A 22,520-nucleotide genomic window follows, 5' to 3' on the forward strand; every position below is an offset into this window, starting at 1 on the left:
AAAAATTGGTTCTTGAAAAAAAGAAACGCTCTTTTATTTAAAGAGCGTTTGGAGAGATATGTTATTAGAAATATGAATTTTACATATGTAAGGCTCGATTTTCGGTAGCTGCCAGACATGCTTCCTTCACCGCTTCTGTAAAGGTAGGGTGAGCATGTGACATACGGGCAATATCTTCAGCAGAAGCACGGTACTCCATAGCCACTACTGCTTCGGCTATCATATCGGCTGCTCTTGGGCCAATGATATGCACTCCTAAAACTTCGTCAGTAGCTTCATCAGCTAACACTTTCACAGTACCCTCTATGTCCATGCTCGCGCGGGCACGGCCGAGCGCTTTAAAAGGGAAGCTGCCTGACTTATACTTTTTGCCATCAGCTTTGAGTTCTTCTTCAGTATAGCCTACGCTGGCAACTTCTGGCCAGGTGTAAATTACACTGGGAATCAGTTTGTAATTAATATGAGGCTTCTGGCCCGCCAAAGATTCTGCTACGTATACGCCTTCTTCCTCTGCCTTGTGAGCCAGCATAGGCCCTTTATCAATGACATCACCAATGGCGTAGATATTATCTGCTTTAGTTTTAAGGTTATCATCTACCGCTATCTTACCCTGCTTATTGACCTCTAGGCCTACATTTTCTAGTCCCAGACCCTCAGTGTAAGGACGACGACCTACACATACAAGGCAGATATCACCTTTTACCTCTACCTCTTCACCCTTACTGTCTTCCGCTTTTACAATTACCTCTTTACCCTTACTTTCTACGGAAGTAACTTTGTGACTTAGCTTAAAATCAAAGTCCAATTTTTTGAGGCTTTTCATTAACTCCTTGGACATGGTAATATCAATTAAAGGAGCAATGCGTTTTTCGTATTCTACTACTGTTACCTTGGCACCAATACGCGCATACACAGAGCCTAGCTCAAGACCTATGTAGCCTCCTCCTATGATGATCATGTGCTTGGGCACCTGCTTTAACTCTAAAGCTTCGGTACTGGTGATAACTTTTTTCTTATCAATTTTGATGAAAGGTAAAGTTGAGGGCTTGGAGCCGGTAGCGATGATCACATTTTTGGTCGTAAACTCAGTTTCCTTTTTGTCTTTCCCTTTTACTACAATAGTATTTTTATCTTTGAAAGAACCGACACCGGTATGGACTGTAATTTTGTTCTTTTTCATCAGAAAAGATACGCCACCTACAGTCTGCTCCACAACACTACTTTTACGCTTGATCATCTGAGGCAGGTCTACCTTAAGGTTAGTCAGCTTAATGCCATGTTCCTTGAAGTTAGACTGAGCGTTGTGAAAGTGCTCTGACGAATCTAAGAGTGCTTTTGAGGGAATACAACCTACATTGAGGCAAGTGCCTCCTAATGCGTCATATTTTTCAACAATGGCTGTTTTCATTCCTAACTGGGCACAGCGGATCGCTGCCACATATCCTCCAGGGCCTGAGCCAATGACGGTTACATCAAAATCCATAAGTGAATATTGGTTATAAAAATGATTGGTTTAGATGATTCAGTTAAACTGCGTAAAGTTACAGTGATTACAAAGATTTACAAGGTAGAGATGGGGAAATTAGGGTATTGAGCTAAAAGCACAATAGTTTTCTCAAAACAAGCCCCTTCTTACCAAAAAATATTTAAGCTATTTACGCAAAATGTTTATCTGACTTCTTGGGCTTCACCAAAAATCGCATAACCGGATAGCTAGTTAGTACGAATAGGGCAAATACCATTTCAAAGTAGTAGAACCAATTAGCATAATGGCCTTCCAACATGATATAGCGGATGAGCGCGTCAAAAATAAAGGTAAGCATCATCACGCCCAGTGAAAAAGTCAAGCCTATAGCAGGACGGACATAAAGTAAGATCACTGCTAAAGGGACTATAAAAAAACCTAAGGCATCATACCATATGTTAATTGTAGAAGGAATTTCTCGTGAAGAAAAACCTAATTGTAAAACCTCGTCAATATGATAAAACATCATCACCAGATACCCGGCGGTATAGATAAAGATGATACTTTTGGCATATAAAGGATAGTTGCTAAATTTCTTTACCATAACTTCTGATTATTGATTCTCAATTGGCTAACAAATAAAAAAGCCAGTGGTTTTCACCACCGGCTCAAAGATGTATTTGTACTACTTTAGTTCCTTATATGCCTAATAGCAGACGAGAAGGGTCTTCTATCAACTCTTTGATTCTGTACAAGAAGCTTACAGACTCCCGACCGTCGATCACTCTATGGTCATAAGATAAGGCCACATACATAATCGGGCGGATTTCCACTTGCCCATTGATAGCTACCGGGCGCTCTACGATATTGTGCATCCCTAATATAGCTGACTGAGGCTGATTGATAATAGGGGTAGAAAGCATAGAACCGAAGATACCACCATTGGTAACTGTAAATGTCCCTCCCGTCATTTCGTCAATACTCAGTTTTCCGTCACGCGCCTTTTTTGCCAGTCTCACTACCTCTTTCTCTATCTGGTCAAAGCTCATTGCTTCCGCATTACGAATTACCGGAACTACCAGTCCTTTGGGGCTTGATACCGCAATAGAAACATCACAGTAGTCATTATACACAAGCTCTTCTCCATCAATGAAAGCATTGACTGCTGGCCACTCTTTCAAAGCCAGGCAGGCAGCTTTGGTAAAGAATGACATAAAGCCAAGATTGACTTCATACTTCTCTTTAAAAGCTTCTTTGTACTTCTTACGCAGGTCCATCACCGGCTTCATATCTACCTCATTAAAGGTAGTAAGCATTGCGGTTTCGTTCTTGGCGGCTACCAGACGACGGCTGATCGTTTTGCGAAGACTGCTCATCTTCTCACGGCGCTGTTGACGACCTTCATCCTCACCGGTGGTTTTGGGAGCTTCCGTTTCTTTTTTGCCAGCTTTTTCGGAAGGTTGAGTTGGCTTACTTTGAGCCGGAGAAGTCTTTTCTGCTTTTTCAGCATCCTCCTTGGTAATACGACCATCTACACCACTTCCCTTCACTTGCTTAGGATCAATTCCTTTTTCAGCCAGTATTTTGGAAGCCGCAGGAGAAGCATGTCCGGTAGCATAGGTTTCACGGCCATTATCTTTTCCCTCAGCACCAGATGAAGTAGTAGAAGCCTTTTCTTTGTCAGCAGTATCAGAACTTTGAGAAGGCGCAGATGAGCCTTGTCCATTGGTTTCAATGACACAGGCAAGGGCTCCAATCTCCAAAGTCTCACCAGCCTGTGCTTTGATCCTTAGTGTACCAGCTGCTTCGGCAGTAAGTTCAAAAGTAGCCTTGTCAGATTCAATCTCAGCAATGACTTCATCCATCTCTACCTGCTCACCATCCTCTTTGAGCCATTCGGAAATAGTAACTTCGGTAATAGACTCACCGACTGTAGGGATTTTCATCTCCAGGCTCTGGGCTTCCTGCGGACTATCCTCTTTAGTATCAGCGGGCTTTTCAGTTTTTTCTTTTTTGCTGTCAGATGCGGAAGCCTCCTCTTGCTCAGCGGATTTCTTCTCTTCTTTCTCGCCGTTTTCGCTGGCCGATGTATCAATTTCGCAAATAACAGCCCCTATCTCAACGGTTTCTCCTGCTTCAGTTTTGATGTGAAGTACGCCAGCCTGCTCGGCGTTTAGTTCAAAAGTAGCTTTGTCAGACTCAAGTTCAGCAATGACTTCGTCCATCTCAACGTAGTCACCATCCTTTTTTGTCCATTCGGCAATGGTAACCTCAGTAATAGATTCGCCGACGGTGGGAACTTTAATTTCTAAGCTCATATAAAGTTGGTTATGAATTTTATGGTTGGATAACCTTTTTTTCTTTACGCAAACGCTTTGTTTAAGATTTCTTCCTGCTCCTTGGCATGCATCTTACCATAGCCAGTGGCGGGAGAAGCTGCCGGCTTACGTGAGATAATTTCCATATTGACTTGACGGTATGTTCTTAGCATGTATGCCCAGTAACCCATATTTTCCGGCTCTTCCTGTACCCAATAAACCTTAGCAGATTTGTACTTCATAAGCTCTTTAGTTACTTGCTTATCCGGGAAGGGGTGCAGCTGCTCAATTCTGATGATGGCTACATCTTTACGTTTTTCTTTTTCCCTTTTCTCTTCCAGGTCATAATAGATTTTACCAGAACATAGCAGAACCTTCTTCACAGATTTTTGAGGTGAAGCTATCGTATCAGGAATAATTTCTCTGAATCTGCCCTGGGTAAACTCTTCCACGGGAGAGGTTACCTTAGGGTGACGTAGCAAAGACTTTGGAGACATTACCACCAAAGGTTTTCTGAAAGGCCATGCCAGTTGTCTGCGCAGCGCATGGAAAAAGTTAGAAGGTTCAGTAATGTTGGCTACAATAATATTGTAGTCAGCGCTCAATTGCAGAAACCTTTCAGGGCGTGCATTGGAGTGTTCAGGTCCCTGCCCCTCATAACCATGAGGAAGCAACATCACTACCCCACTCATCCTGCGCCATTTGGTTTCTGAAGTAGTGATAAACTGATCAATCATTACCTGTGCGCCGTTGGCAAAATCACCAAACTGTGCTTCCCAGATGACCAATGCGCTGGGGTTGGCCATGGCATAGCCAAACTCAAAGCCAAGTGCACCATATTCAGATAGCAATGAATTGTATATTCTAAACTGCTCCTGATTATCGTCAATATGATTAAGATTGGTATAAGGCTCATTACTTTCTGCATCATGAATTACAGCATGGCGGTGAGAGAAGGTACCTCTTTCAGTATCCTGGCCCGCTATGCGCACGATCTTATTTTCCAGAAGGATAGAGCCATAGGCCATAAGCTCAGCGGCAGCCCAGTTGTATTGTTTTTGTTTAAAAAACATTTCCTTGCGAAGCTTGAACTGCTTTTCAATCTGCTTGATTGGCTTAAATCCCTTAGGCAGCGTAGTAAGCGCATTGGCTATTTTTTTGATTGCCTCTTCTGAGATACCCGTTTCAGGTGATAAATCAAAGTCTTCCGCCTTAGATTTACGCATATCCCTCCACTCCAGTTCAAGTGGTTGGTATTCATAAGGCAGAGGATGTTGTTTTACCATGTTCAGACGATCCTGAAGAAGGCCTCTAAACTCCTTATCCATAGTCTGCGCCAGTTCAGCATCTACATCCCCCCGCTCGATAAGTCTCTTATTATAGACTTCTCTAGGGTTAGGGTGCTTGGAGATGATATTGTATAAAGAAGGCTGAGTAAACTTGGGTTCATCGCTTTCATTATGGCCATGACGACGGTAGCACACCATATCTATAAAAATATCCTTATGGAATTTCTGGCGAAATTCCACAGCAAGCTTAACACAGTAGAGCACAGCCTCAGGGTCATCACCATTTACATGAAGCACAGGTGAGTCAATAACCTTAGCTACGTCAGAAGAATAAATACTAGAACGGGCATCGTCAAAGTCGGTAGTAAAACCTACCTGATTATTAATGATAAAGTGGATGGTTCCTCCAGTATGGTAGCCTTCCAATTGGGACATTTGCGCCACCTCATATACAATGCCCTGACCCGCTAGTGCAGCATCTCCATGAAGCAAAATAGGAAGAACTTTATCATAATCGTCGCCATACTGGTGGTCAGCTTTGGCACGAATAAAACCTTCTACCACTGGGTCTACAGCCTCAAGGTGGGAAGGGTTCGGTGCCAATTTAACGTTTACCTTTTTCCCACTGGCGGTGGTAATCTCACTGGAATAACCAAGATGGTATTTCACGTCACCGTCACCATGTGCCAGCTCAGGTTCGGCGGTACCTTCAAATTCATTAAAGATCTGCTCATAGGTTTTACCCATGATGTTGGCCAGTACATTGAGGCGGCCACGGTGGGCCATACCGATCATAACCTCTTCAGTCCCACTCTCTACAGCATGGTTGATGATACCATCCAGGGCCGGAATCGTAGTTTCCCCGCCTTCCAGCGAAAAACGCTTCTGGCCAAGATATTTTGTATGTAAAAAGTTTTCAAATACAACTGCTTCATTGAGTTTTCTGAGCACCCGTTTTTTTTCATCCTGACTGGGAGAATAAGTAACGAAAGTGTTTTCAGCTTTTTGCTTTATCCACTCCATGATCTCCCTATCGCGAATGTAAGTATATTCAAAACCTACATTAGCCAGATATACACTGCGAAGTGTATCAATAATTTTTCGGAGAGATGCCTTTCCGATGCCAAGGTCTTTTCCGGCATCAAACTCAACATCCAGATCTTCTTCAGTAAGCCCAAAATTTTCAATACCCAGCTGGGCTTTGCGATCTCGGCGCTTTCGTACGGGGTTTGTGGTTGATTCCAGATGGCCTCTCCTACGATAGTTGCGGATGAGCCTCAAGATTTTTGCTTCTCTTACGTCTATCTCTCCATCTCCAAGAGCAGCCTGAATTGTAGATTCTGTGCTTCCCCCTTTTCCGTTGAAGCGTTCCTGAGAAAAATTATAACCTTCAAAAAACTTTTGCCAGCTTTCATCTACCGAGGCGGGGTCTTGCTGGTAAGACTTATAAAGTTCATCTATGTATCCCACGTCGGCATTTGAGATATACGAGTATTTATCCATTCTCCCTAGAAGTTACTTTCATTTCTAACAAATATAGAAAGACAATATATAATTGTAAAATTGCGTATTCGCTTATACAAATATTGTTGAATTTCAGAAGTTTAAATTATAGGATTGAAAACATTTTGACTACGGGAAAGTTAAAAAAAACCTGATATAGGTCAGTAGAACAAGTAAAAAAAGAAATCGATAGCGGAGCGATATTCATATAATAAGTAAATCCTTTATTGGAATTTTTATGCAAGTGCAAACAGGAATCAGAAATGTTTTTATGATGGTTGTAAGTTAAACCACAAAAAGCTAAATTGTAATTTTCACAGATGTGTCTAATAATAAATAAAAAGGAATCAACTTCTTACAATAGCTTAAAACGAGATGTATGAAAACATGTAAAATGAAACCGGAAGAAATGAACTAGATTTAATAAAAAATCCGTATTTAGAATATAAATTTGTTAGCAAAGACAAAATTTTTTTGGTATTTATTAGATAAACAATAGAAAAATTCAAATATTTTGAAAAGTAACCTCAGTCTAACCAAACTAAGTGCTCTGATAATACCCATTGTAGTTGTGATCGCTATCTATCAACTGTTCAGTTCACACCCCGAGTACTCCAGCCCTCAAGTAGCTTCACAAGTAATAGACTCTCTTCAAAATGACACATTAGAAGCAATACCACCACCGGAACCTAAAATGTTATTTGGATTAAATGTGGACAGCCTGCAGGTGGTAGAGGCCACAGTTGAGCCAAACCAGTTTTTATCACAAATCCTGACACAGTACAATGTTTCTTTAGGTTTGATAGATAAATTAGCCAAAGCCTCACGTGAAGTATTTGATGTTAGAAAAATCAGAGCAAATAGAAACTATACAGTGCTCTGTAGTAACGATTCATTAAACACGGCCCGCTATTTCATATATGAACCCTCGCGGGTAGATTTTGTGGTATATGAGTTATCAGATTCAATCCGCATTTCCACAGGTCAGCATCCAGTAGATACAGTAACCCAAACATTTGCGGGTGTAATTGACTATTCAATATATCAAACACTGAGCGATGCCGATGCTCCTACCGAACTAGTCAACGAACTCTCTGAAGTATATGCATGGCAGATCGACCTGTTTAAAGTGCAGAAAGGCGATAAGTTTAAAATGATATATGAAGAAGTACAAATCAAAGGAGAGCGAGTAGGCGTTGGTAGAATCAAAGCCGCACAATTTGAAAGAGGCGAAGAAGAGTTTTATGCTTTTTACTATGATCAGGGAGGTAAGGAAGATTATTTTGATGAAAAAGGGAACAGTTTGAGAAAAGCATTTCTTAAAGCTCCCCTTAAATATTCACGTATCAGTTCTCGTTTTTCTCATAGCAGATTACATCCGGTATTAAAAATCAGAAGACCTCACCATGGCATTGACTATGCTGCTCCCCGGGGTACCCCCGTCAGGGCTGTAGGCGATGGCATGATTACCAAAGCAAATTATAGTGGTGGAGCAGGTAATTATGTAAAAATTCGTCACAACAATACTTATACGACCGGCTATATGCACCTATCAAAATATGGAAAAGACATCAGAGTTGGTAAATATGTAAAGCAAGGAGACATTATCGGATATGTAGGCAGTACAGGAATATCAACTGGTCCTCACCTGGATTATCGTGTTTGGAAAGATGGAAAAGCGGTAGATGCCCTAAAAATTGAAATGCCTCCTTCTGAACCTATTTCTGAGGAACATCGGGAAACTTATGAGGCACATATGAAAGGTCTGATGGAGCAACTCTTTGAGGTCCCTTATCCAGAAAGACAATTTATCTTGGCTAATGCCAAAACCAGTCTGAAAGTGGTAAATGTAGACGAAAGACTATTGTAAAACAGTTGATATGAAATAAGAAAAAATATAAGGAGCCTTAGTGCTCCTTTTTATTTGCTGAGTTTCAGAGTATATCCTCTACCATTTTACCTGAGCAACGCTTAAATTTTACCCATGCTTAAAGCTTGCCTGCCAACAAATGAGATAAGGGACGAATAGTTAAAATAGTTAAGCTCCTTAAAAAGCTGATAACTTCTAGTACAAGCATTCGTGGAATGAAAAAAGCAATACCTAAAAACAGGATTATGCTTCCCTATATTGGCTGAATATATTGTTTAAGTTCATACCAACATAAGGGTTAGGCTTTGTTCTTGGGTATGAAAACCACGAGGAAAAGTAAAATAGTACTAACAAGCCGCTACACAATTACTGCAGCCTGTTAATACTATTGAAACCTAACTTAATTCAAAAATTCAAAGATTCCTGCTACTCCCTGGCCTCCGCCGACACAAGCGGTCACCATACCATATTTTTGCTTACGACGGCGCATCTCATTAATAAGTTGTATACTTAATTTAGCACCGGTGCAACCTAAAGGATGGCCTAAGGCGATCGCACCACCATTTACATTGAGTTTAGAAGGGTCAATATCAAGCTCGCGTACTACTGCAAGAGATTGAGCGGCAAAAGCCTCATTAAGTTCTATCAGGTCAATATCAGCAAGATTTAAACCTGCTCTTTCTAGCGCTTTGGGTATTGCATGTATAGGGCCAATACCCATAATACGTGGATCCACTCCGGCGACTGTATAACTCATCATACGAGCGTGAGGAGTAAGGTTGAGCTGTTTGACCATTTTTTCAGACATGACCAGTACAAAGGCAGCCCCATCAGAAGTTTGGGAAGAGTTGCCAGCGGTTACATTTCCATCACTACGAAAAGCTGGCTTAAGCTTAGCAAGTGCTTCTCTGCTAGTATCTACTCTTGGACCCTCATCCGTATCAATGACAAAATCTTTGCTCTTGGTCTTTCCATCTTCACCCACATACGTTTCAGAAACATTAATAGGCACAATCTCATCTTTGAAATGTCCTTCCTTGATCGCATTGATGGCTTTCATATGAGATTGATATGCAAACTCATCCATGTCGTCCCGGGAAATTTTGTAATCTTTAGCTACTTCCTCAGCAGTAAGTCCCATGCTTGTGTAATATTCGGGATGTTTGGAAGCAATCTTGAAATTAAGGGCGGTCTTATGGCCCATCATAGGTACGAGAGACATAGACTCAGTACCTCCAGCAATAATACAATCAGCCATGCTGGCGTGAATACGAGCGGAAGCAATGTTAATAGCTTCTACTCCTGATCCACAATAGCGATTGATGATCATCCCCGGAACATCACGCCCGAGGGCCATCAGTGATATCAAGCGGCCCATTTGCATCCCCTGTTCTGCTTCAGGAACTGCATTGCCAACAATAATATCATCTACCATTTCCGGCTCCAGCCCTTCTATGCTGGAAGTAAGGTGCTGGATCACTTCTACAGCCAGATCATCAGGTCTGGTAAAACGAAAGCCTCCTTTTTTGGCTTTGCCTACTGCCGTACGGTATCCTCCTACTATGTATGCATCCATATATATCTAGTTTTCAGTAATCAATGTGATAGACGCAATATACAGAAAAAATGTTCGTCATGCATACTATTTTCGTTTGAAAAAAGCAGACGTGCACGACATCTGCTTTATGAAAAATTATTGGTAAAGAAAGTGACTGATACTGAATAATTCGGCAAAAACTCCGGCAGCAGTTACTTCAGCTCCCGCTCCCGGGCCTTTAACTACTAGCGGTCTCTCTTTATAACGAGCAGTATGATAAGAGATGATGTTATCGCTGCCGGATAGTGAGTAGAAAGGATGATTCTCCCCTACTTCTTCCAGCTTAACCGATGCTTTACTATTTTCAAGGATAGCCACAAACCGGAGTTTACAACCAGCATCTGCAGCGTTTTTCCTTCTTCTTTCCATACTATCATCGACATCTTCCAGCGACTTGAAAAAGGATTCTACATCCGGAGCTTCCAGACACTGTTGAGGTAGTATGTTTTCCACGTCCACATCTTCTGGCTCGAGCGAAAGACCTACCTCACGAGAGAGGATCAGGATTTTGCGGGCTACGTCCATACCATTCAGGTCTTCGCGCGGATCAGGCTCGGTATACCCTTTTTCCTGAGCTTCTTTTACTACTTCACTAAACTTTCTTCCTTCCTGAAAAGAGTTAAAGATATAAGAAAGGGTGCCCGAGAGTACACCCTCAACTTTAAAAATCTTATCGCCACTATCTTTGAGGTCCTGTAGTACCCGTATTACGGGTAGGCCAGCTCCTACATTAGTTTCGTACAAGAACTTAACACCTGCCCGCATTGCGGTTTGTTTAAGCTGCAGGTAAGATTTGAAAGTGCCGGAATTTGCCAGCTTATTAGGGGTAATAATAGAAACAGCCGACTGAAGAATTTCCTGGTAATATTTAATGACATCTTCAGAAGAGGTGCAATCAATAAAAACACTATTAGGTAAGTTGAGCTCTTTGATTTTTCTGACAAAGACTCCCATATCGCTGACCACACCTTCTGTATCTAGTTGACCTTCCCAATGAGTTTGGTCAATGCCATTATCATTGACCAGCATTTTCCGACTATTGATTACTCCTATAAAATTGATGCGCAGTAAGCGGTTCTCATACAGATAGTCTGATTGCTGAGAAATTTGCTTAAGCAATGTACTACCAATAAGACCCAGGCCAGCCATAAATACATTAAGTGACTTGGTCTCAGATAAAAAGAAAGCCTCGTGGACAGTGTTAAGCGCCTTAGAAAGGTTACGTTGCGAAATGACAACAGTCAAATTAATCTCAGAAGAACCCTGTGCGATTGCACGGACATTGATACCGTTTCTTCCCAGAGCACTAAATAATTTACCTGAAATACCAGGGGTTTGACGCATATTCTCACCGATGATAGCTACAATTGAAAGGTGTGTTTCTACAATAGCTTTATCAATCTTCCCGGAATCAATCTCAATAGCAAACTCCTCATCCATAGCTTCCTGCGCTCGTTTAGCGTCTATCGGGCTCACTGCAAAAGTGATAGAGTGCTCGGAAGAAGCTTGCGTAATGATAATAATATTAATTTTACGTCTTGCTAATGCACCAAAAAGACGAGAAGATATACCGGGAATACCGATCATACCACTTCCCTGTAGGCTGAGCAGAGCCACATCTTTTATAGAAGAGATACCCTTTACAGCCAGTATTTTTTCGTTATTGGCAGCAGCATTTGAGATAGCATAAGGGTTGCGGCTAATCAGGGTACCAGGAAACTCGCGATGAAAAGTATTACGAATTCTAAGAGGGATATTCCTGGAAAGTAGCGGCTGAATAGTAGGAGGATAAATGACTTTCGCACCGAAGTGAGACATTTCCATAGCTTCCAGATAAGAAATAGCATCTAGTGAAAAGGCGTTTTTCACTTGACGAGGGTCTGCTGTCATTACACCATCCACATCGGTCCATATTTCTACCTCTTCGGCGTTTAATGCTGCTCCAAAAATAGACGCCGTATAATCTGAGCCGCCCCTACCCATAGTGGTGGTCTCGTTTTCTTCAGTAGAAGCTACAAAACCTGTGATGATTTGCAGGGCCTTATTGGTAGCAAAATATTCAGAGATATTATGGTTGGTGGCCTCAAAATCTACTTTAGCAGCATTGAAGTTGGCATCAGTACGAATAAGCTTACGAGCATCCAGAAACTGTGCATCAATACCCAGCTCTTTCATATACTGGCTAATAAGGTAGGCAGAAAGGCGCTCGCCAAAGCTAAGTACAAGGTCAAGCGTACGAGGAGAGCGCTCCCTCAACAGAAACGCGCCATGCAGCAAGTCATCCAGTTCATTAATAAGCGTCTTCAGGTAAGCAAAAACTCTGCTTTGCGCATGCACATTAATCAGGGTGCGGGCGGTGTCAAAATGATGTTTTTCTAGTTCTTTGAGCAGATCCAGGTAGCTCTCATCACCATTAGCTGCTTTCTCACTTAGCAAAATTAGCTTATCAGTAACGCCACTCATAGCAGAGACAACAACAGCGCATTTTGCCTGATTACGATGATAGGTAGCTACAATATCTGCTACAGTTTTAATACTTTCGGCTGAACCAACCGAGGATCCTCCAAACTTTAGTAGTTTCATATGCTCTTAAAATAATCTTCAGAGGGCGCAAGTTATAAAATCCCAGTGGATACAGAATATTATTTTGGGCATAATATCATGGATTGGGAACTAAAAAGATATGATTTTGAAATAATAACAAGAGTAAATGAACTTTTTAGGCCTGATAAAGTTTGAAATTCAAAAACAAAGAAAGTATATTTGCACCCCTAAAAATTGAAGAATTATGAAAAGAACTTTTCAACCTTCGCGTAGAAAAAGAACCAACAAGCACGGCTTTCGCTCAAGGTCAGCAAGTGCAAATGGAAGGTCTGTATTAGCTAGAAGAAGAGCAAAAGGTAGAAAAAAGCTTTCTGTATCTAGCGAGAAAAAGCATAAAGGTTAAATTATAGCCAGCCAAGGGTTGGCACCTTTATTTTTTCTTGTCAACCTTACTATTACTTTTTTTAGCTTAAATTACAATTTTCAGAGCTAACTGTTTTGCTCTGCTCTTCTGACTAAATTTCGCTCGCTTGCGCCACACCTTACCCAGGCATGAAAGGCTTAGCAGTAAAAAGCTGATCGCAGATTTATTTAAACGAGGTAAAGCGCATACCCATTACCCTATACGCCTGATTTACCTTCCTGTAGAGGAATTGGAACATCATCAGGTACTCTTTACCGTACCCCGCCGGCACTTCAAGAAAGCAGTAGATCGTAACCGACTAAAGCGACAAATGCGCGAAGCTTATCGCCAACATAAACACTTAATTACTTACAAGTCTCCCGGAGATGTTCACTTTTTGCTTGGCTATATTTATATTGCTAGAGATAAAAACTCATATCAGCGCATTGAAACTAAAATACTTGAATCGCTGTATCGTTTAAAGAAGTAAGAGACAAACCATCAAGAAAATCCATTGCTCATGAGTGCTAAAAAAATGGGAAGATATTCCCTGGTTGTGATGACTGTCGCTATAGTGGGAACGCTAGCCTTCAGAGGTCCGGGTGACAATTATTTTGCGATTGCTAAAAACTTAGACATATTCGCTACTCTCTTCAAAGAGGTAAATACTTATTATGTAGATGAAGTCAATCCTAATACGCTTATCAAGACTGGGATTGATGCAATGTTACAGTCGCTTGATCCTTACACTAACTATATTCCTGAAGATGACATAGAGGATTATCGCACTATGACCACCGGCCAGTATGGCGGAATAGGTGCGATTATAGGAAAGCGTAACGGAAAGAATATGGTGCTGATGCCATACAAAGGCTTTCCTGCAGAAAAGGGAGGACTTAAGATTGGAGATGAAATTCTTTCTGTAGATGGTATAGATGTAGAAGATAAAACAGTAGAAGATATTAGTAAGCTGCTCAAAGGACAGGCCAATACTAATCTTACTGTAACCGTTAAGCGGCATGGAGAAGATGATGATATCAATGTTACAATAAAGCGAGAAAGAATTACGGTAGATAATGTACCCTACTACGGTATGATTACCGACAAAGTGGGTTATATTAAACTTAGTAATTTTACTACTGGTGCAGGGAGAGAAGTAGAGAACGCCATCAAGAAACTTAAATCTGAAGGCGCCGAAAAGCTGGTATTTGACCTGAGAGATAATCCCGGAGGACTCCTGAGCGAATCAGTCAATGTATCTAACGCATTTATCCCCAAAGGCTCAGAAGTTGTAAGTACTAAGGGAAAAGTAACTGACTGGAATAAAGCGTACAATGCGATCAATAATCCGGTTGATACAGAAATTCCTGTAGCAGTGCTTACCAGCACCCGTAGTGCTTCTGCTGCTGAAATTGTTTCGGGTGTAGTACAAGACTATGACAGAGGTGTACTGGTGGGCGAGAGAACATTTGGAAAAGGTTTGGTACAGGCAACCCGCCCACTTACTTATAATTCACAACTTAAGGTTACTACTGCTAAATACTACACCCCTAGTGGGCGTTGTATCCAGGCCATTGACTATAGCCACCGTAATGATGACGGAAGTGTAGGCAAAATTGCAGATTCATTGAAAACGGCTTTTGAGACAAAAAACGGACGGGTAGTATATGATGGAGGAGGAATTAACCCTGACATTGAAGTAAAGCCCGGTAGATTAACTCCCATCTCTATTAGTCTATATACTAAGAGCTTGCTTTTTGATTACGCAACAGAATATTACTACTCCCATCCTGAAATCACTGACGCTAAGAAATTTGAACTTAGTGATGCTGAATACGAGGACTTTGTGACTTGGCTCAAAGGTAAAGAGTATGACTATACTACCGAAGTTGAGCAAACTATAGATGATCTTATTGAAAGTGCCAAAGACGAGAAGTATTATCAAGATATTGAAGGTCAGATAACTTCTTTGCGCAAAAAAGTGCAGCACAACAAAGATCAGGATTTACAAAACTTCAAAGATGAGATCAAAGAGCTTCTGGAAGAAGAGATCGTATCGCGATACTACCTGAGCGATGGTAAAATAGAAGCCTCATTTGATGATGATAAAGTGTTGCAGGCTGCTCTGGAAGTATTGAATGATGAAGAAAAATACAATGCTATTCTGAAAGGAGATAGCTAAGCTATAAAGTAAAAATTTTACGTGAAGCCATTGGCCGGGCAGGAGTTATTTCTGTCCGGCTTTTTTTCATGGTATAGGCTACATAAACTTTATCCTAAGTATTAGAGTAGTAATGTAAAATATCATTAATGTATACCTGTTATATATTTGTAATGTAAGCTGGCATGTATGCAATATACATTACTCAAAAATTCACAAATCGGTAATAGCGCTAAAGTGTATCAGTACTGCTTGTGTATTCTGTTTTTTCTAACCTTTGCATTATCAGCTCAGGCACAATGGACTGTGGAGATTGAGCAAAATATTCAGGCGAATCATGAGAGTGAAAACCTGAAATTTGCCTGGGCAGGAGGGTTAAATTCCGGGCAGTATTATAATATTGATCTAAACCGGGATGGTCAGCAAGACTTAATCATATTTGATAGAACTTCGGATCAGTTTATACCTTTCCTTTCCCAAAACCAGCAGTTTGTTTACGCTCCTGTGTATAGCCTGAGCTTTCCAAAAAATATTAGCAGCTGGGTAGTCTTTGTGGATTATGATGGAGATGGCAAGCAGGATTTATTCACTGCTTCCGGAAAAAGAAGTATCACAGTATATCGTAATGTGAGTAATAGTGAGCAACTGGAATGGGAATTAGTAGCTGATCCACTAGCAACCATCGGTTTCTCAGGCTTTGAAATTGCCATTCAGCTCAACCCATCTGACATACCCGCCATTAGTGATATTGATGGCGATGGAGACCTGGATATTGTCGTTTATAATGTGAACGGTAGAGGTAACATGGAATACTACCAGAACCAAAGCGTAGAAAATGGCAATAGTAGTACGCTAGAATTTGAAGCAATAGATGATGCCTGGGGCCAGATGAGAGAATGCGGTTGTGGACAGTTTGCCTTTGAAGGTCAGAGCTGTGAGGCAATTAGTAACCGGTATAACAAAGATGCCAAACAGCTTCATATAGGAGGAAAAACCTTATTAGCCATAGATACAGACGGTGATGGGGATAAGGATATCCTGAGTAGTGATGAAGGTTGTGGTGAGCTATACTTTTTAGAAAATGTAGGTACAAGAGAAAACGCACTCTTTACATCTTTTTCCACTAACTATCCTGAAGAAATACCGGAAGAGCTATCCATTTCTTTTCCCGCGGCATATCATGTGGATGTAACACACGATGGTGTCAGAGATTTAGTGATTGCTCCCAATGTTAATGGAGAAATCACAGGGGCTGCCGATATGCGAAACTCCAGTTGGCTTTATGAGAATACAGGTACAGCGCAAATGCCTGAATTTAATTTAATACAGCGTAACTTTTTACAGTCGGCAATGATAGATGTAGGCGAAAATGCTGCTCCTACACTAGTAGATTATGATGCTGATGGTGACATGGATTTATTCATTGCCCATCGCGGAAGCATGCATGAAAACGGCTATTATGCAGGTGTTTATCTTTATGAAAACACAGGAACGACAAATGTTCCAACTTATAAATACACTACTTCAGATTACCTTGGACTAAGCCAATGGAAATTACAGCAGCTTCACCTTTATTTTGAAGATCTTAATAAAGATGGTTTGCCAGATTTGCTTTTGAGTGGGGCTGAAAGCTCTTTTTCCTCCCCCGCCACATTCTACTGGATAGCAAATCAGGCCAGCAGTCAGGGGGCATGGGTATTTAAGCCTGAGCAGAGACAAACACTTTCTCTTGATTTTCACCCGGCTGACCAGCTTGAGTTTACGGATGCTGATAATGATGGTGATGTGGACGTATTTATAGCCAAACGTGAAGGAAATCTGGAATATTACCAAAACCAGAATAGCGAGGGTTTACCTGAATGGGAACTTGTCATAGGAAATGCCGGGGGAATAAGCAGCAGTATATTTAATCGTAACCTTTCTGTTCTCCTGTATGATTTTGATGGAGACGGAAAAGAGGATTTATTGAGGAGTGATGCCAGTGAGTGGATGCTTTTGTATCCTGATTTTCTTGCCCAACTTGAAGAAGAGGCTATTGCAGATACTGTAGTAGTGAGTTTAGACGACCAAAAAAAGAACTTGGAAATAGATAAGCATGTAAGTCTGGCTGCTGCCAAAATAGATGATTCCGACAAAACTTATATTTTTGTGGGCAGCCCTCAGGGAGGAGTTCGCCTGATGAGCTACTCAGCCTGGCAAAGTAGAGAAGATGTGGCACTATTGGTTTTTCCAAATCCGACATTTTTAACGGAGCCACAGGTGAAAGTTCGGTCATCAGAGCCAATCAAGTGGCTACAAATGATTAGCATGAATGGAGCGATATTGGCTGAACTCAAGCCAAAAGATAATACAGAAGAAATGACCATAGATGTTGCAGGCCTGGCAAGAGGAATATATCTAATCAGAGTTTGGAATAGTAATGGGAAAGTAAGTGCCGAAAAACTGATGGTAAAGTGAAAGCATTTTTAAATATTCAATTGGTGGAGAGTCATGAACAGGTGGCTTTTCAGACCGGCTCAGAATCTCACATAAAAAAACTTTATCCTGAAGTAAATACCTTTAGCCTGGACAATTTTTCAGATGTAAGCATGGTAACTTATGCTCAGGAACTGATTAATCAGGCAGAAAAAATACTTATCCTGATGGAAAGTTATGACAGTAAAGCAAATCCCAATAAGTTACTCAAACTGATAAATACGCTGGTAAGAGAAAAATCTAGGCGAGTGAAGCTTATATTGTCAGGTCAAAATCTGATAATAGAAAAAATGGCTAAGACATTAGGAGATAACTTTTATAATCAGCCTACAGAAAAACATTTAATGAATGTAGCAGAAGAGTTATTTTCCTAATTGAAAAGAATCTGCATCAAGATGTGCGGGAAACTTCTGACGAAAAGCAGATAGCTCTGATTTTGAAATCTCTATTTGCGCAATATCCTCTGCTTCACCCAGATCATTCATTACTTCTCCTCTATAATTGTAAACCATTGAGTGACCATTATAAGAAACATTCATCCCATCCTCCCCTACTCTATTCACTCCAATGCAATAAGAAAGGTTCTCAATAGCTCTGGCTTGCAAAAGAGTACGCCATACCTGAACTCTGGGTGCAGGCCAGTTGGCTACGTACAGAAGAAGGTCATAAGACTGGCTTCCATCAGCGTACGTTTCATTACGACTCCAGATTGGAAATCGTAAATCATAACAGATCAAGGGCCTGATTTTCCAACCTCTCCATTCTACCACTACTCTATCAGAACCGGCAGTATAAATTTCATGCTCCTCTGACATTCTAAAAAGATGCTTCTTATCGTAGCTTACAAATTCACCATCAGGTTGCATCCACAATAGACGATTATATAGCTTTTTTCCATCTCTGGCAATAAAGCTTCCACAGATAGCAGCCTGTGTTTGCATCGCCTGCTGCTTCATCCAACGAAAAGTTTTGCTGTTCATGGGCTCTGCCAGTTCAGGTGCCGCATTGGTAAAGCCCGTACTGAACATTTCCGGCAGTACAATCAGGTCTGTTTTTCCTCCAATCTGCCAGATTTTTTCTTCAAACATAGCAAGATTAGCATCTATGTTATGCCAGTAAAGTTCAGATTGAATAAGGCTAACATTTAAAGTGTCAGAAATTTGGCTCATAAACTACAAAGGATTTTTGCGGCCTTTTCTAATGTTTCGTTGCTCTTTGCAAAACAAAAACGCAAATAATGATGATCAGTTTGGTCGTGATAAAAAACACTAATCGGAATACTGGCTAATTTGTTTTCTTGGGTCAGCTTTTCCGCCAGTGCTCGGTCAGACAGTTTTGAGTAGTCCTTATAAGAAAACAATTGAAAATAAGTACCACCTGAGGATAATGCTTTGAGAGGAGAGGCTTGGGTAAGCTTCAGGAAGAGGTCACGCTTTTTCTGGTAAAAGTCGGCCAGATGCTGATAACTATCTAAAGTATCCATGTATTCGGCCAGAGCATACTGTGTAGGTGTGTGTACACTAAACTGAAGATACTGATGTACTTTTCTGATCTCTGTACTTATTGGGGGGGGCGCTATGCAGTAGCCTACCTTCCAGCCCGTGGCATGAAAAGTTTTGCCAAAAGAAAAGACGGCGATACTACGGGTAGCTAATTCCTCATGGCATAATACACTTTGGTGTTGTTTTCCATCAAAGATAATATGCTCGTACACCTCATCGCTAAGTACTAGCATCTGGTTATCTCTGGTAATTTCTGCCAGTTGTTCTAAATCATAAGTAGAAAAAATGCTCCCACTAGGATTATGGGGAGTGTTGACTATAATCGTTCGGGTTTTACTACTAATAGCCTCTCTAACTTTATTCCAGTCTACAGTAAAATCTTTTGGGTTTAGAGCTACAGTTACGGGAATACCACCATTCAATTGTATGGAAGGGATATAGCTGTCATATGCAGGCTCCAGCACGATAACTTCATCACCAGGATGAACGATGGCTGAGATACTGGCATGCAAGGCTTCCGTAGCCCCGGCAGTAATGGTTACTTCTGTTTCGGGATTAATTATTCGCTGATATAGCTTCTCGACCTTCCCAGAAATTTGCTCGCGTAACGCTAATAGCCCAGGCATGGGGGCATATTGATTGTGCCCATCATGCATATGCTTGTACACTAATTTCTGAAGTGCTTCAGGAACAGAAAAGTCAGGAAATCCCTGAGAAAGATTAATGGCACCATAATCAGATGCCATTTTAGACATAATGGTGAAAATGGTAGTTCCCGTATCAGGAAGCTTGGATGATATTTCAGCTTGCTTAGCTTGATAATGCAAAATACTATCTTTTGGCCAGTTTGGGTGAAAGTTTCACTTTATAGTTTGCATCCACCTTGCCTTGGGTAATATTGTTGAGTTTACCCTTAATAAGGCGCTTCTTAAGCCCTTTTACATGATCAGTAAAAAGAATGCCTTCTATGTGATCATACTCATGTAGTACAATGCGGGCAGGCATATCTTCCAGAGTCTCCGTATGTTCATTCCAGTTTTCGTCCAGATACTTAATGGTTACTACTTCCGGACGATTTACATCTGCCCTAACTCCAGGGATACTCAGACAGCCCTCTTCAAAAGACCAGTCATCCCCTTCATAAGAAATAATTTCCGGATTGATGAATACCCGCTTGAAGCCTTCCCCATTACTTTCTTCATCCTCTTCTTCCATCGGGCCACTATCCACGACAAACATTCTAAGGCTTTTGCCAATTTGAGGAGCTGCCAACCCCACCCCACTGGCCTGATACATAGTTTCAAACATATCTTCACTCAGCTGCTTGGCATCTATGGAGCCTGGCTCAATATCTTCAGCCGGTGTTTTCAGTACGGGATCACCATATAATACGATGGGATAAATCATATCTTAAAAACGCTTCTTTTCTAAATAAGATTGTAAAATAATGGTGGCACTCACCTTGTCTATATTGCCCTTTTCTCTTCTGTATTTTTTAGATGTACCTCCTTCAATCATGGCCTCAAGGGCTTGTTTGGAAGTAAATCTTTCATCCTGCAAATATACGGTATGCGCCGGAAAAGTTTTTTTCAGCTTTTTAACAAATCCTTCTACATGTTTGGTTGCATGTGTATCAGAATTATCCAGATTTCTGGGCATACCCACTACAAAAGCCTCAGTATCCTCTTTACTACAATACTCCTGTAAGTACTGAAAGATCAAATGAGTTCGAACGGTTTCCAGTGGAGAAGCAATAATTTGAAGAGGATCAGTAGCAGCTAGTCCTGTGCGTTTGGTACCGTAATCTATTCCGATAACTCTCGCCATTAATTCATGCGGGATTTATCTCTAAAAAATTTGCGTACTTGCTTTTCCAGCATCAGCGCTTTGGGGAATAAAATTTCGTTTTCTATACTAGCGTGTATTTGTAACTCCCGCTCAAAATGTTGAAGTTCAGCATACACTACTCTCAGGTGAAGACTATTAATGCCCTGGGTATTATAACCATTTGTAATATTACGGATACCTTTCATCTCATCATCGTCAATGTCGTGGCTAATGGCAAAATCCTGAATAGAGTATTTTTCCATATCAAAATATAGCCTGTTAGTTGCCTGAGGATTTCTTAAAGCTTCCTGTAAAGAGAGAATATAAGTGAAAAACTCATCTTCCTCTTGGTAAATGTGGTAAATAAGATCTTCCACAAAGAGAGGGAAAATGAATTGTAAGTCCTCAATAATAGACTTATATTCTGTTATCTGAAGGTTCTTAATAAGCTTGCTGAGGTAGGGAAGGCGATCTTTAATAAATATAAAGTGAGTGTGTTTGAGATATTCTACTATGACATCAATAGGGTAAGTAGATAGTGCAGGGCGCTCGTCCTCTGAGACAGTATTTACCGACTCCAAACTATTAATTACATGTTTGACATCTAATCCTTTTTCAGCACACACCTGCTCAAGCGTCTTTTCATTGTAATCATAAAATTTGATACCAAAGTAGTATAAAACAGATGCGTACGCATAGTTTTCATCAACAATCTCAGTAATCCTCTTGTTGGTATCGATATTCATCAGTTCTTTCGTATTCGTAAACAATTTTTCACTAGTCTAAATCAACAACTAGGAAAAATCAAAATAGTATATTATATAAAATTAATGCTTTGTAATTTTATATACAACTTAACAGAACGAATGAATGATATTTATGTTTATTTAGTATATTATTACTAAATTGATGGTTTCGGCAATAATTCTTTATGGGTTGAAGACCTATAAATGAATTAGTTATGAATACTTTTAAATCTCAATATTGTGAGTAAAAATAAAAATTCAGATTTTCAGATACGCCTCCCTATTTTTATTACCCTGGCAGTAGCTGCAGGCATATTGATAGGTGCTACCATGGCAGGTGGTGATAATTCCTCAAATAATCTTATTAGCAGCTATCTGAAATTTAAAGATATCCTTACATACATTCAGCGTGATTATGTAGATCAGGTAGATACAGACGAATTGGTTGAGACGGCTATTACTAAAATGCTGGAAGAGCTAGATCCCCATTCAGTTTACATTCCTGCTGAAGAATTAGAGATCGCTAAGTCTCAACTCGAGGGTGAGTTTGAAGGGATCGGCATAGAATTTAATATCATCAAAGATACTATTTATGTGGTAGCGCCGCTTAGCGGAGGGCCGTCTGAAGAAGTTGGTTTAGTAAGTGGAGATAAGATTGTGAAAGTTGACGGGGAGACTGTAGCGGGAGTTGGCATAGATAATCAAGACGTTTTTGAACTTTTACGTGGTCCAAAAGGAAGTAAGGTAGAAGTAAGCATTAAGCGTAGAGGTACTAAAGAATTAAAAGACTTTACAATTATTAGAGATAAAATCCCTCAGG

General features: G+C 40.7%; 18 protein-coding genes (1 of these 18 cut by a window edge). 7 read left to right on the forward strand and 11 right to left on the reverse strand.

Annotated features, from left to right (window positions below; translation table 11 throughout):
- Nucleotides 1–79: 79 nt before the first annotated feature.
- The 4 genes from lpdA to OKW21_RS28495 all read right to left on the reverse strand — a co-directional run bounded on the left by lpdA (nucleotide 80) and on the right by OKW21_RS28495 (nucleotide 6,575).
- Nucleotides 80–1,483 (reverse strand): dihydrolipoyl dehydrogenase, encoded by a 1,404-nt coding sequence (gene lpdA / locus OKW21_RS28480; RefSeq protein ID WP_277486423.1) that lies wholly within the window; start codon nucleotides 1,481–1,483, stop codon nucleotides 80–82.
- 172 nt (nucleotides 1,484–1,655) lie between these two features.
- On the reverse strand, nucleotides 1,656–2,069 hold the full coding sequence (locus OKW21_RS28485) for a hypothetical protein (protein ID WP_277486425.1): 414 nt from the start codon (nucleotides 2,067–2,069) through the stop codon (nucleotides 1,656–1,658).
- 94 nt (nucleotides 2,070–2,163) lie between these two features.
- Nucleotides 2,164–3,783: a 2-oxoglutarate dehydrogenase complex dihydrolipoyllysine-residue succinyltransferase gene (gene odhB, locus OKW21_RS28490; protein ID WP_277486427.1), complete on the reverse strand. Its 1,620-nt coding sequence runs from the start codon at nucleotides 3,781–3,783 to the stop codon at nucleotides 2,164–2,166.
- Between the two features lie 44 nt (nucleotides 3,784–3,827).
- Entirely contained in the window at nucleotides 3,828–6,575 is a 2,748-nt protein-coding gene (locus OKW21_RS28495; protein WP_277486429.1) for a 2-oxoglutarate dehydrogenase E1 component, read from the reverse strand.
- A 514-nt stretch (nucleotides 6,576–7,089) separates the two neighbouring features.
- Here OKW21_RS28495 and OKW21_RS28500 point away from each other — a divergent pair.
- Nucleotides 7,090–8,445, forward strand: a complete 1,356-nt coding sequence (locus OKW21_RS28500; RefSeq protein ID WP_277486431.1) for a peptidoglycan DD-metalloendopeptidase family protein — start codon at nucleotides 7,090–7,092, stop codon at nucleotides 8,443–8,445.
- Nucleotides 8,446–8,845: 400 nt separating this feature from the next.
- On the opposite strand, the gene OKW21_RS28505 is transcribed toward OKW21_RS28500, so the two are convergent.
- Together OKW21_RS28505 and thrA are read right to left on the reverse strand one after the other, a co-directional pair.
- Entirely contained in the window at nucleotides 8,846–10,021 is a 1,176-nt protein-coding gene (locus OKW21_RS28505; RefSeq protein ID WP_277486432.1) for a thiolase family protein, read from the reverse strand.
- Nucleotides 10,022–10,138: 117 nt separating this feature from the next.
- Nucleotides 10,139–12,625, reverse strand: a complete 2,487-nt coding sequence (gene thrA, locus OKW21_RS28510) for a bifunctional aspartate kinase/homoserine dehydrogenase I (RefSeq protein WP_277486434.1) — start codon at nucleotides 12,623–12,625, stop codon at nucleotides 10,139–10,141.
- A gap of 205 nt (nucleotides 12,626–12,830) precedes the next feature.
- Here thrA and rpmH point away from each other — a divergent pair, with 205 nt between their 5' ends.
- The 5 genes from rpmH (at nucleotide 12,831) to OKW21_RS28535 (ending at nucleotide 17,999) form a co-directional block, all read left to right on the forward strand.
- Nucleotides 12,831–12,989 (forward strand): 50S ribosomal protein L34, encoded by a 159-nt coding sequence (gene rpmH / locus OKW21_RS28515; RefSeq protein ID WP_277486436.1) that lies wholly within the window; start codon nucleotides 12,831–12,833, stop codon nucleotides 12,987–12,989.
- A 127-nt stretch (nucleotides 12,990–13,116) separates the two neighbouring features.
- The gene (gene rnpA, locus OKW21_RS28520; RefSeq protein ID WP_277486438.1) at nucleotides 13,117–13,479 is read left to right on the forward strand and encodes a ribonuclease P protein component; all 363 of its coding nucleotides are present in this window, start codon (nucleotides 13,117–13,119) and stop codon (nucleotides 13,477–13,479) included.
- A gap of 30 nt (nucleotides 13,480–13,509) precedes the next feature.
- Nucleotides 13,510–15,171 carry a S41 family peptidase gene (locus OKW21_RS28525; RefSeq protein WP_277486440.1) on the forward strand — a complete coding sequence of 554 codons (1,662 nt, stop codon included), beginning with the start codon at nucleotides 13,510–13,512 and terminating at the stop codon, nucleotides 15,169–15,171.
- Between the two features lie 168 nt (nucleotides 15,172–15,339).
- On the forward strand, nucleotides 15,340–17,607 hold the full coding sequence (locus tag OKW21_RS28530; RefSeq protein ID WP_277486442.1) for a T9SS type A sorting domain-containing protein: 2,268 nt from the start codon (nucleotides 15,340–15,342) through the stop codon (nucleotides 17,605–17,607).
- Nucleotides 17,604–17,999 carry a hypothetical protein gene (locus OKW21_RS28535; RefSeq protein ID WP_277486444.1) on the forward strand — a complete coding sequence of 132 codons (396 nt, stop codon included), beginning with the start codon at nucleotides 17,604–17,606 and terminating at the stop codon, nucleotides 17,997–17,999. Before OKW21_RS28530 ends, OKW21_RS28535 begins: the two co-directional genes overlap by 4 nt.
- On the opposite strand, the gene OKW21_RS28540 is transcribed toward OKW21_RS28535, so the two are convergent.
- Genes OKW21_RS28540 through OKW21_RS28560 form a run of 5 tightly spaced genes read right to left on the reverse strand, consistent with a single transcriptional unit; the run spans nucleotide 17,988 to nucleotide 21,724 of the window.
- Nucleotides 17,988–18,794 carry an amidohydrolase gene (locus OKW21_RS28540; RefSeq protein WP_277486446.1) on the reverse strand — a complete coding sequence of 269 codons (807 nt, stop codon included), beginning with the start codon at nucleotides 18,792–18,794 and terminating at the stop codon, nucleotides 17,988–17,990. The genes OKW21_RS28535 and OKW21_RS28540 overlap by 12 nt on opposite strands.
- The gene (locus OKW21_RS28545; RefSeq protein ID WP_338130095.1) at nucleotides 18,791–19,954 is read right to left on the reverse strand and encodes a methionine aminotransferase; all 1,164 of its coding nucleotides are present in this window, start codon (nucleotides 19,952–19,954) and stop codon (nucleotides 18,791–18,793) included. The genes OKW21_RS28540 and OKW21_RS28545 overlap by 4 nt, the downstream gene beginning before the upstream one ends.
- A gap of 4 nt (nucleotides 19,955–19,958) precedes the next feature.
- Nucleotides 19,959–20,534 carry a peptide deformylase gene (def, locus tag OKW21_RS28550; protein WP_277486448.1) on the reverse strand — a complete coding sequence of 192 codons (576 nt, stop codon included), beginning with the start codon at nucleotides 20,532–20,534 and terminating at the stop codon, nucleotides 19,959–19,961.
- A 3-nt stretch (nucleotides 20,535–20,537) separates the two neighbouring features.
- Nucleotides 20,538–20,954 (reverse strand): Holliday junction resolvase RuvX, encoded by a 417-nt coding sequence (gene ruvX / locus OKW21_RS28555; protein ID WP_277486449.1) that lies wholly within the window; start codon nucleotides 20,952–20,954, stop codon nucleotides 20,538–20,540.
- Nucleotides 20,954–21,724, reverse strand: coding sequence for an iron-sulfur cluster repair di-iron protein (locus OKW21_RS28560; RefSeq protein ID WP_277486450.1), 771 nt, complete (start codon nucleotides 21,722–21,724; stop codon nucleotides 20,954–20,956). The genes ruvX and OKW21_RS28560 overlap by 1 nt, the downstream gene beginning before the upstream one ends.
- A 216-nt stretch (nucleotides 21,725–21,940) precedes the next feature.
- Between OKW21_RS28560 and OKW21_RS28565 the strand changes: the two genes are divergently transcribed.
- A protein-coding gene (locus tag OKW21_RS28565) for a S41 family peptidase (protein ID WP_277486452.1) crosses the window boundary here: on the forward strand, nucleotides 21,941–22,520 show its start. 1,049 nt of this gene lie beyond the right edge of the window; the window shows 580 of its 1,629 coding nt (coding positions 1–580); its start codon is at nucleotides 21,941–21,943; its stop codon lies beyond the right edge, outside the window.

Source organism: Catalinimonas alkaloidigena, from assembly GCF_029504655.1.
Taxonomy (GTDB): domain Bacteria; phylum Bacteroidota; class Bacteroidia; order Cytophagales; family Cyclobacteriaceae; genus Catalinimonas; species Catalinimonas alkaloidigena.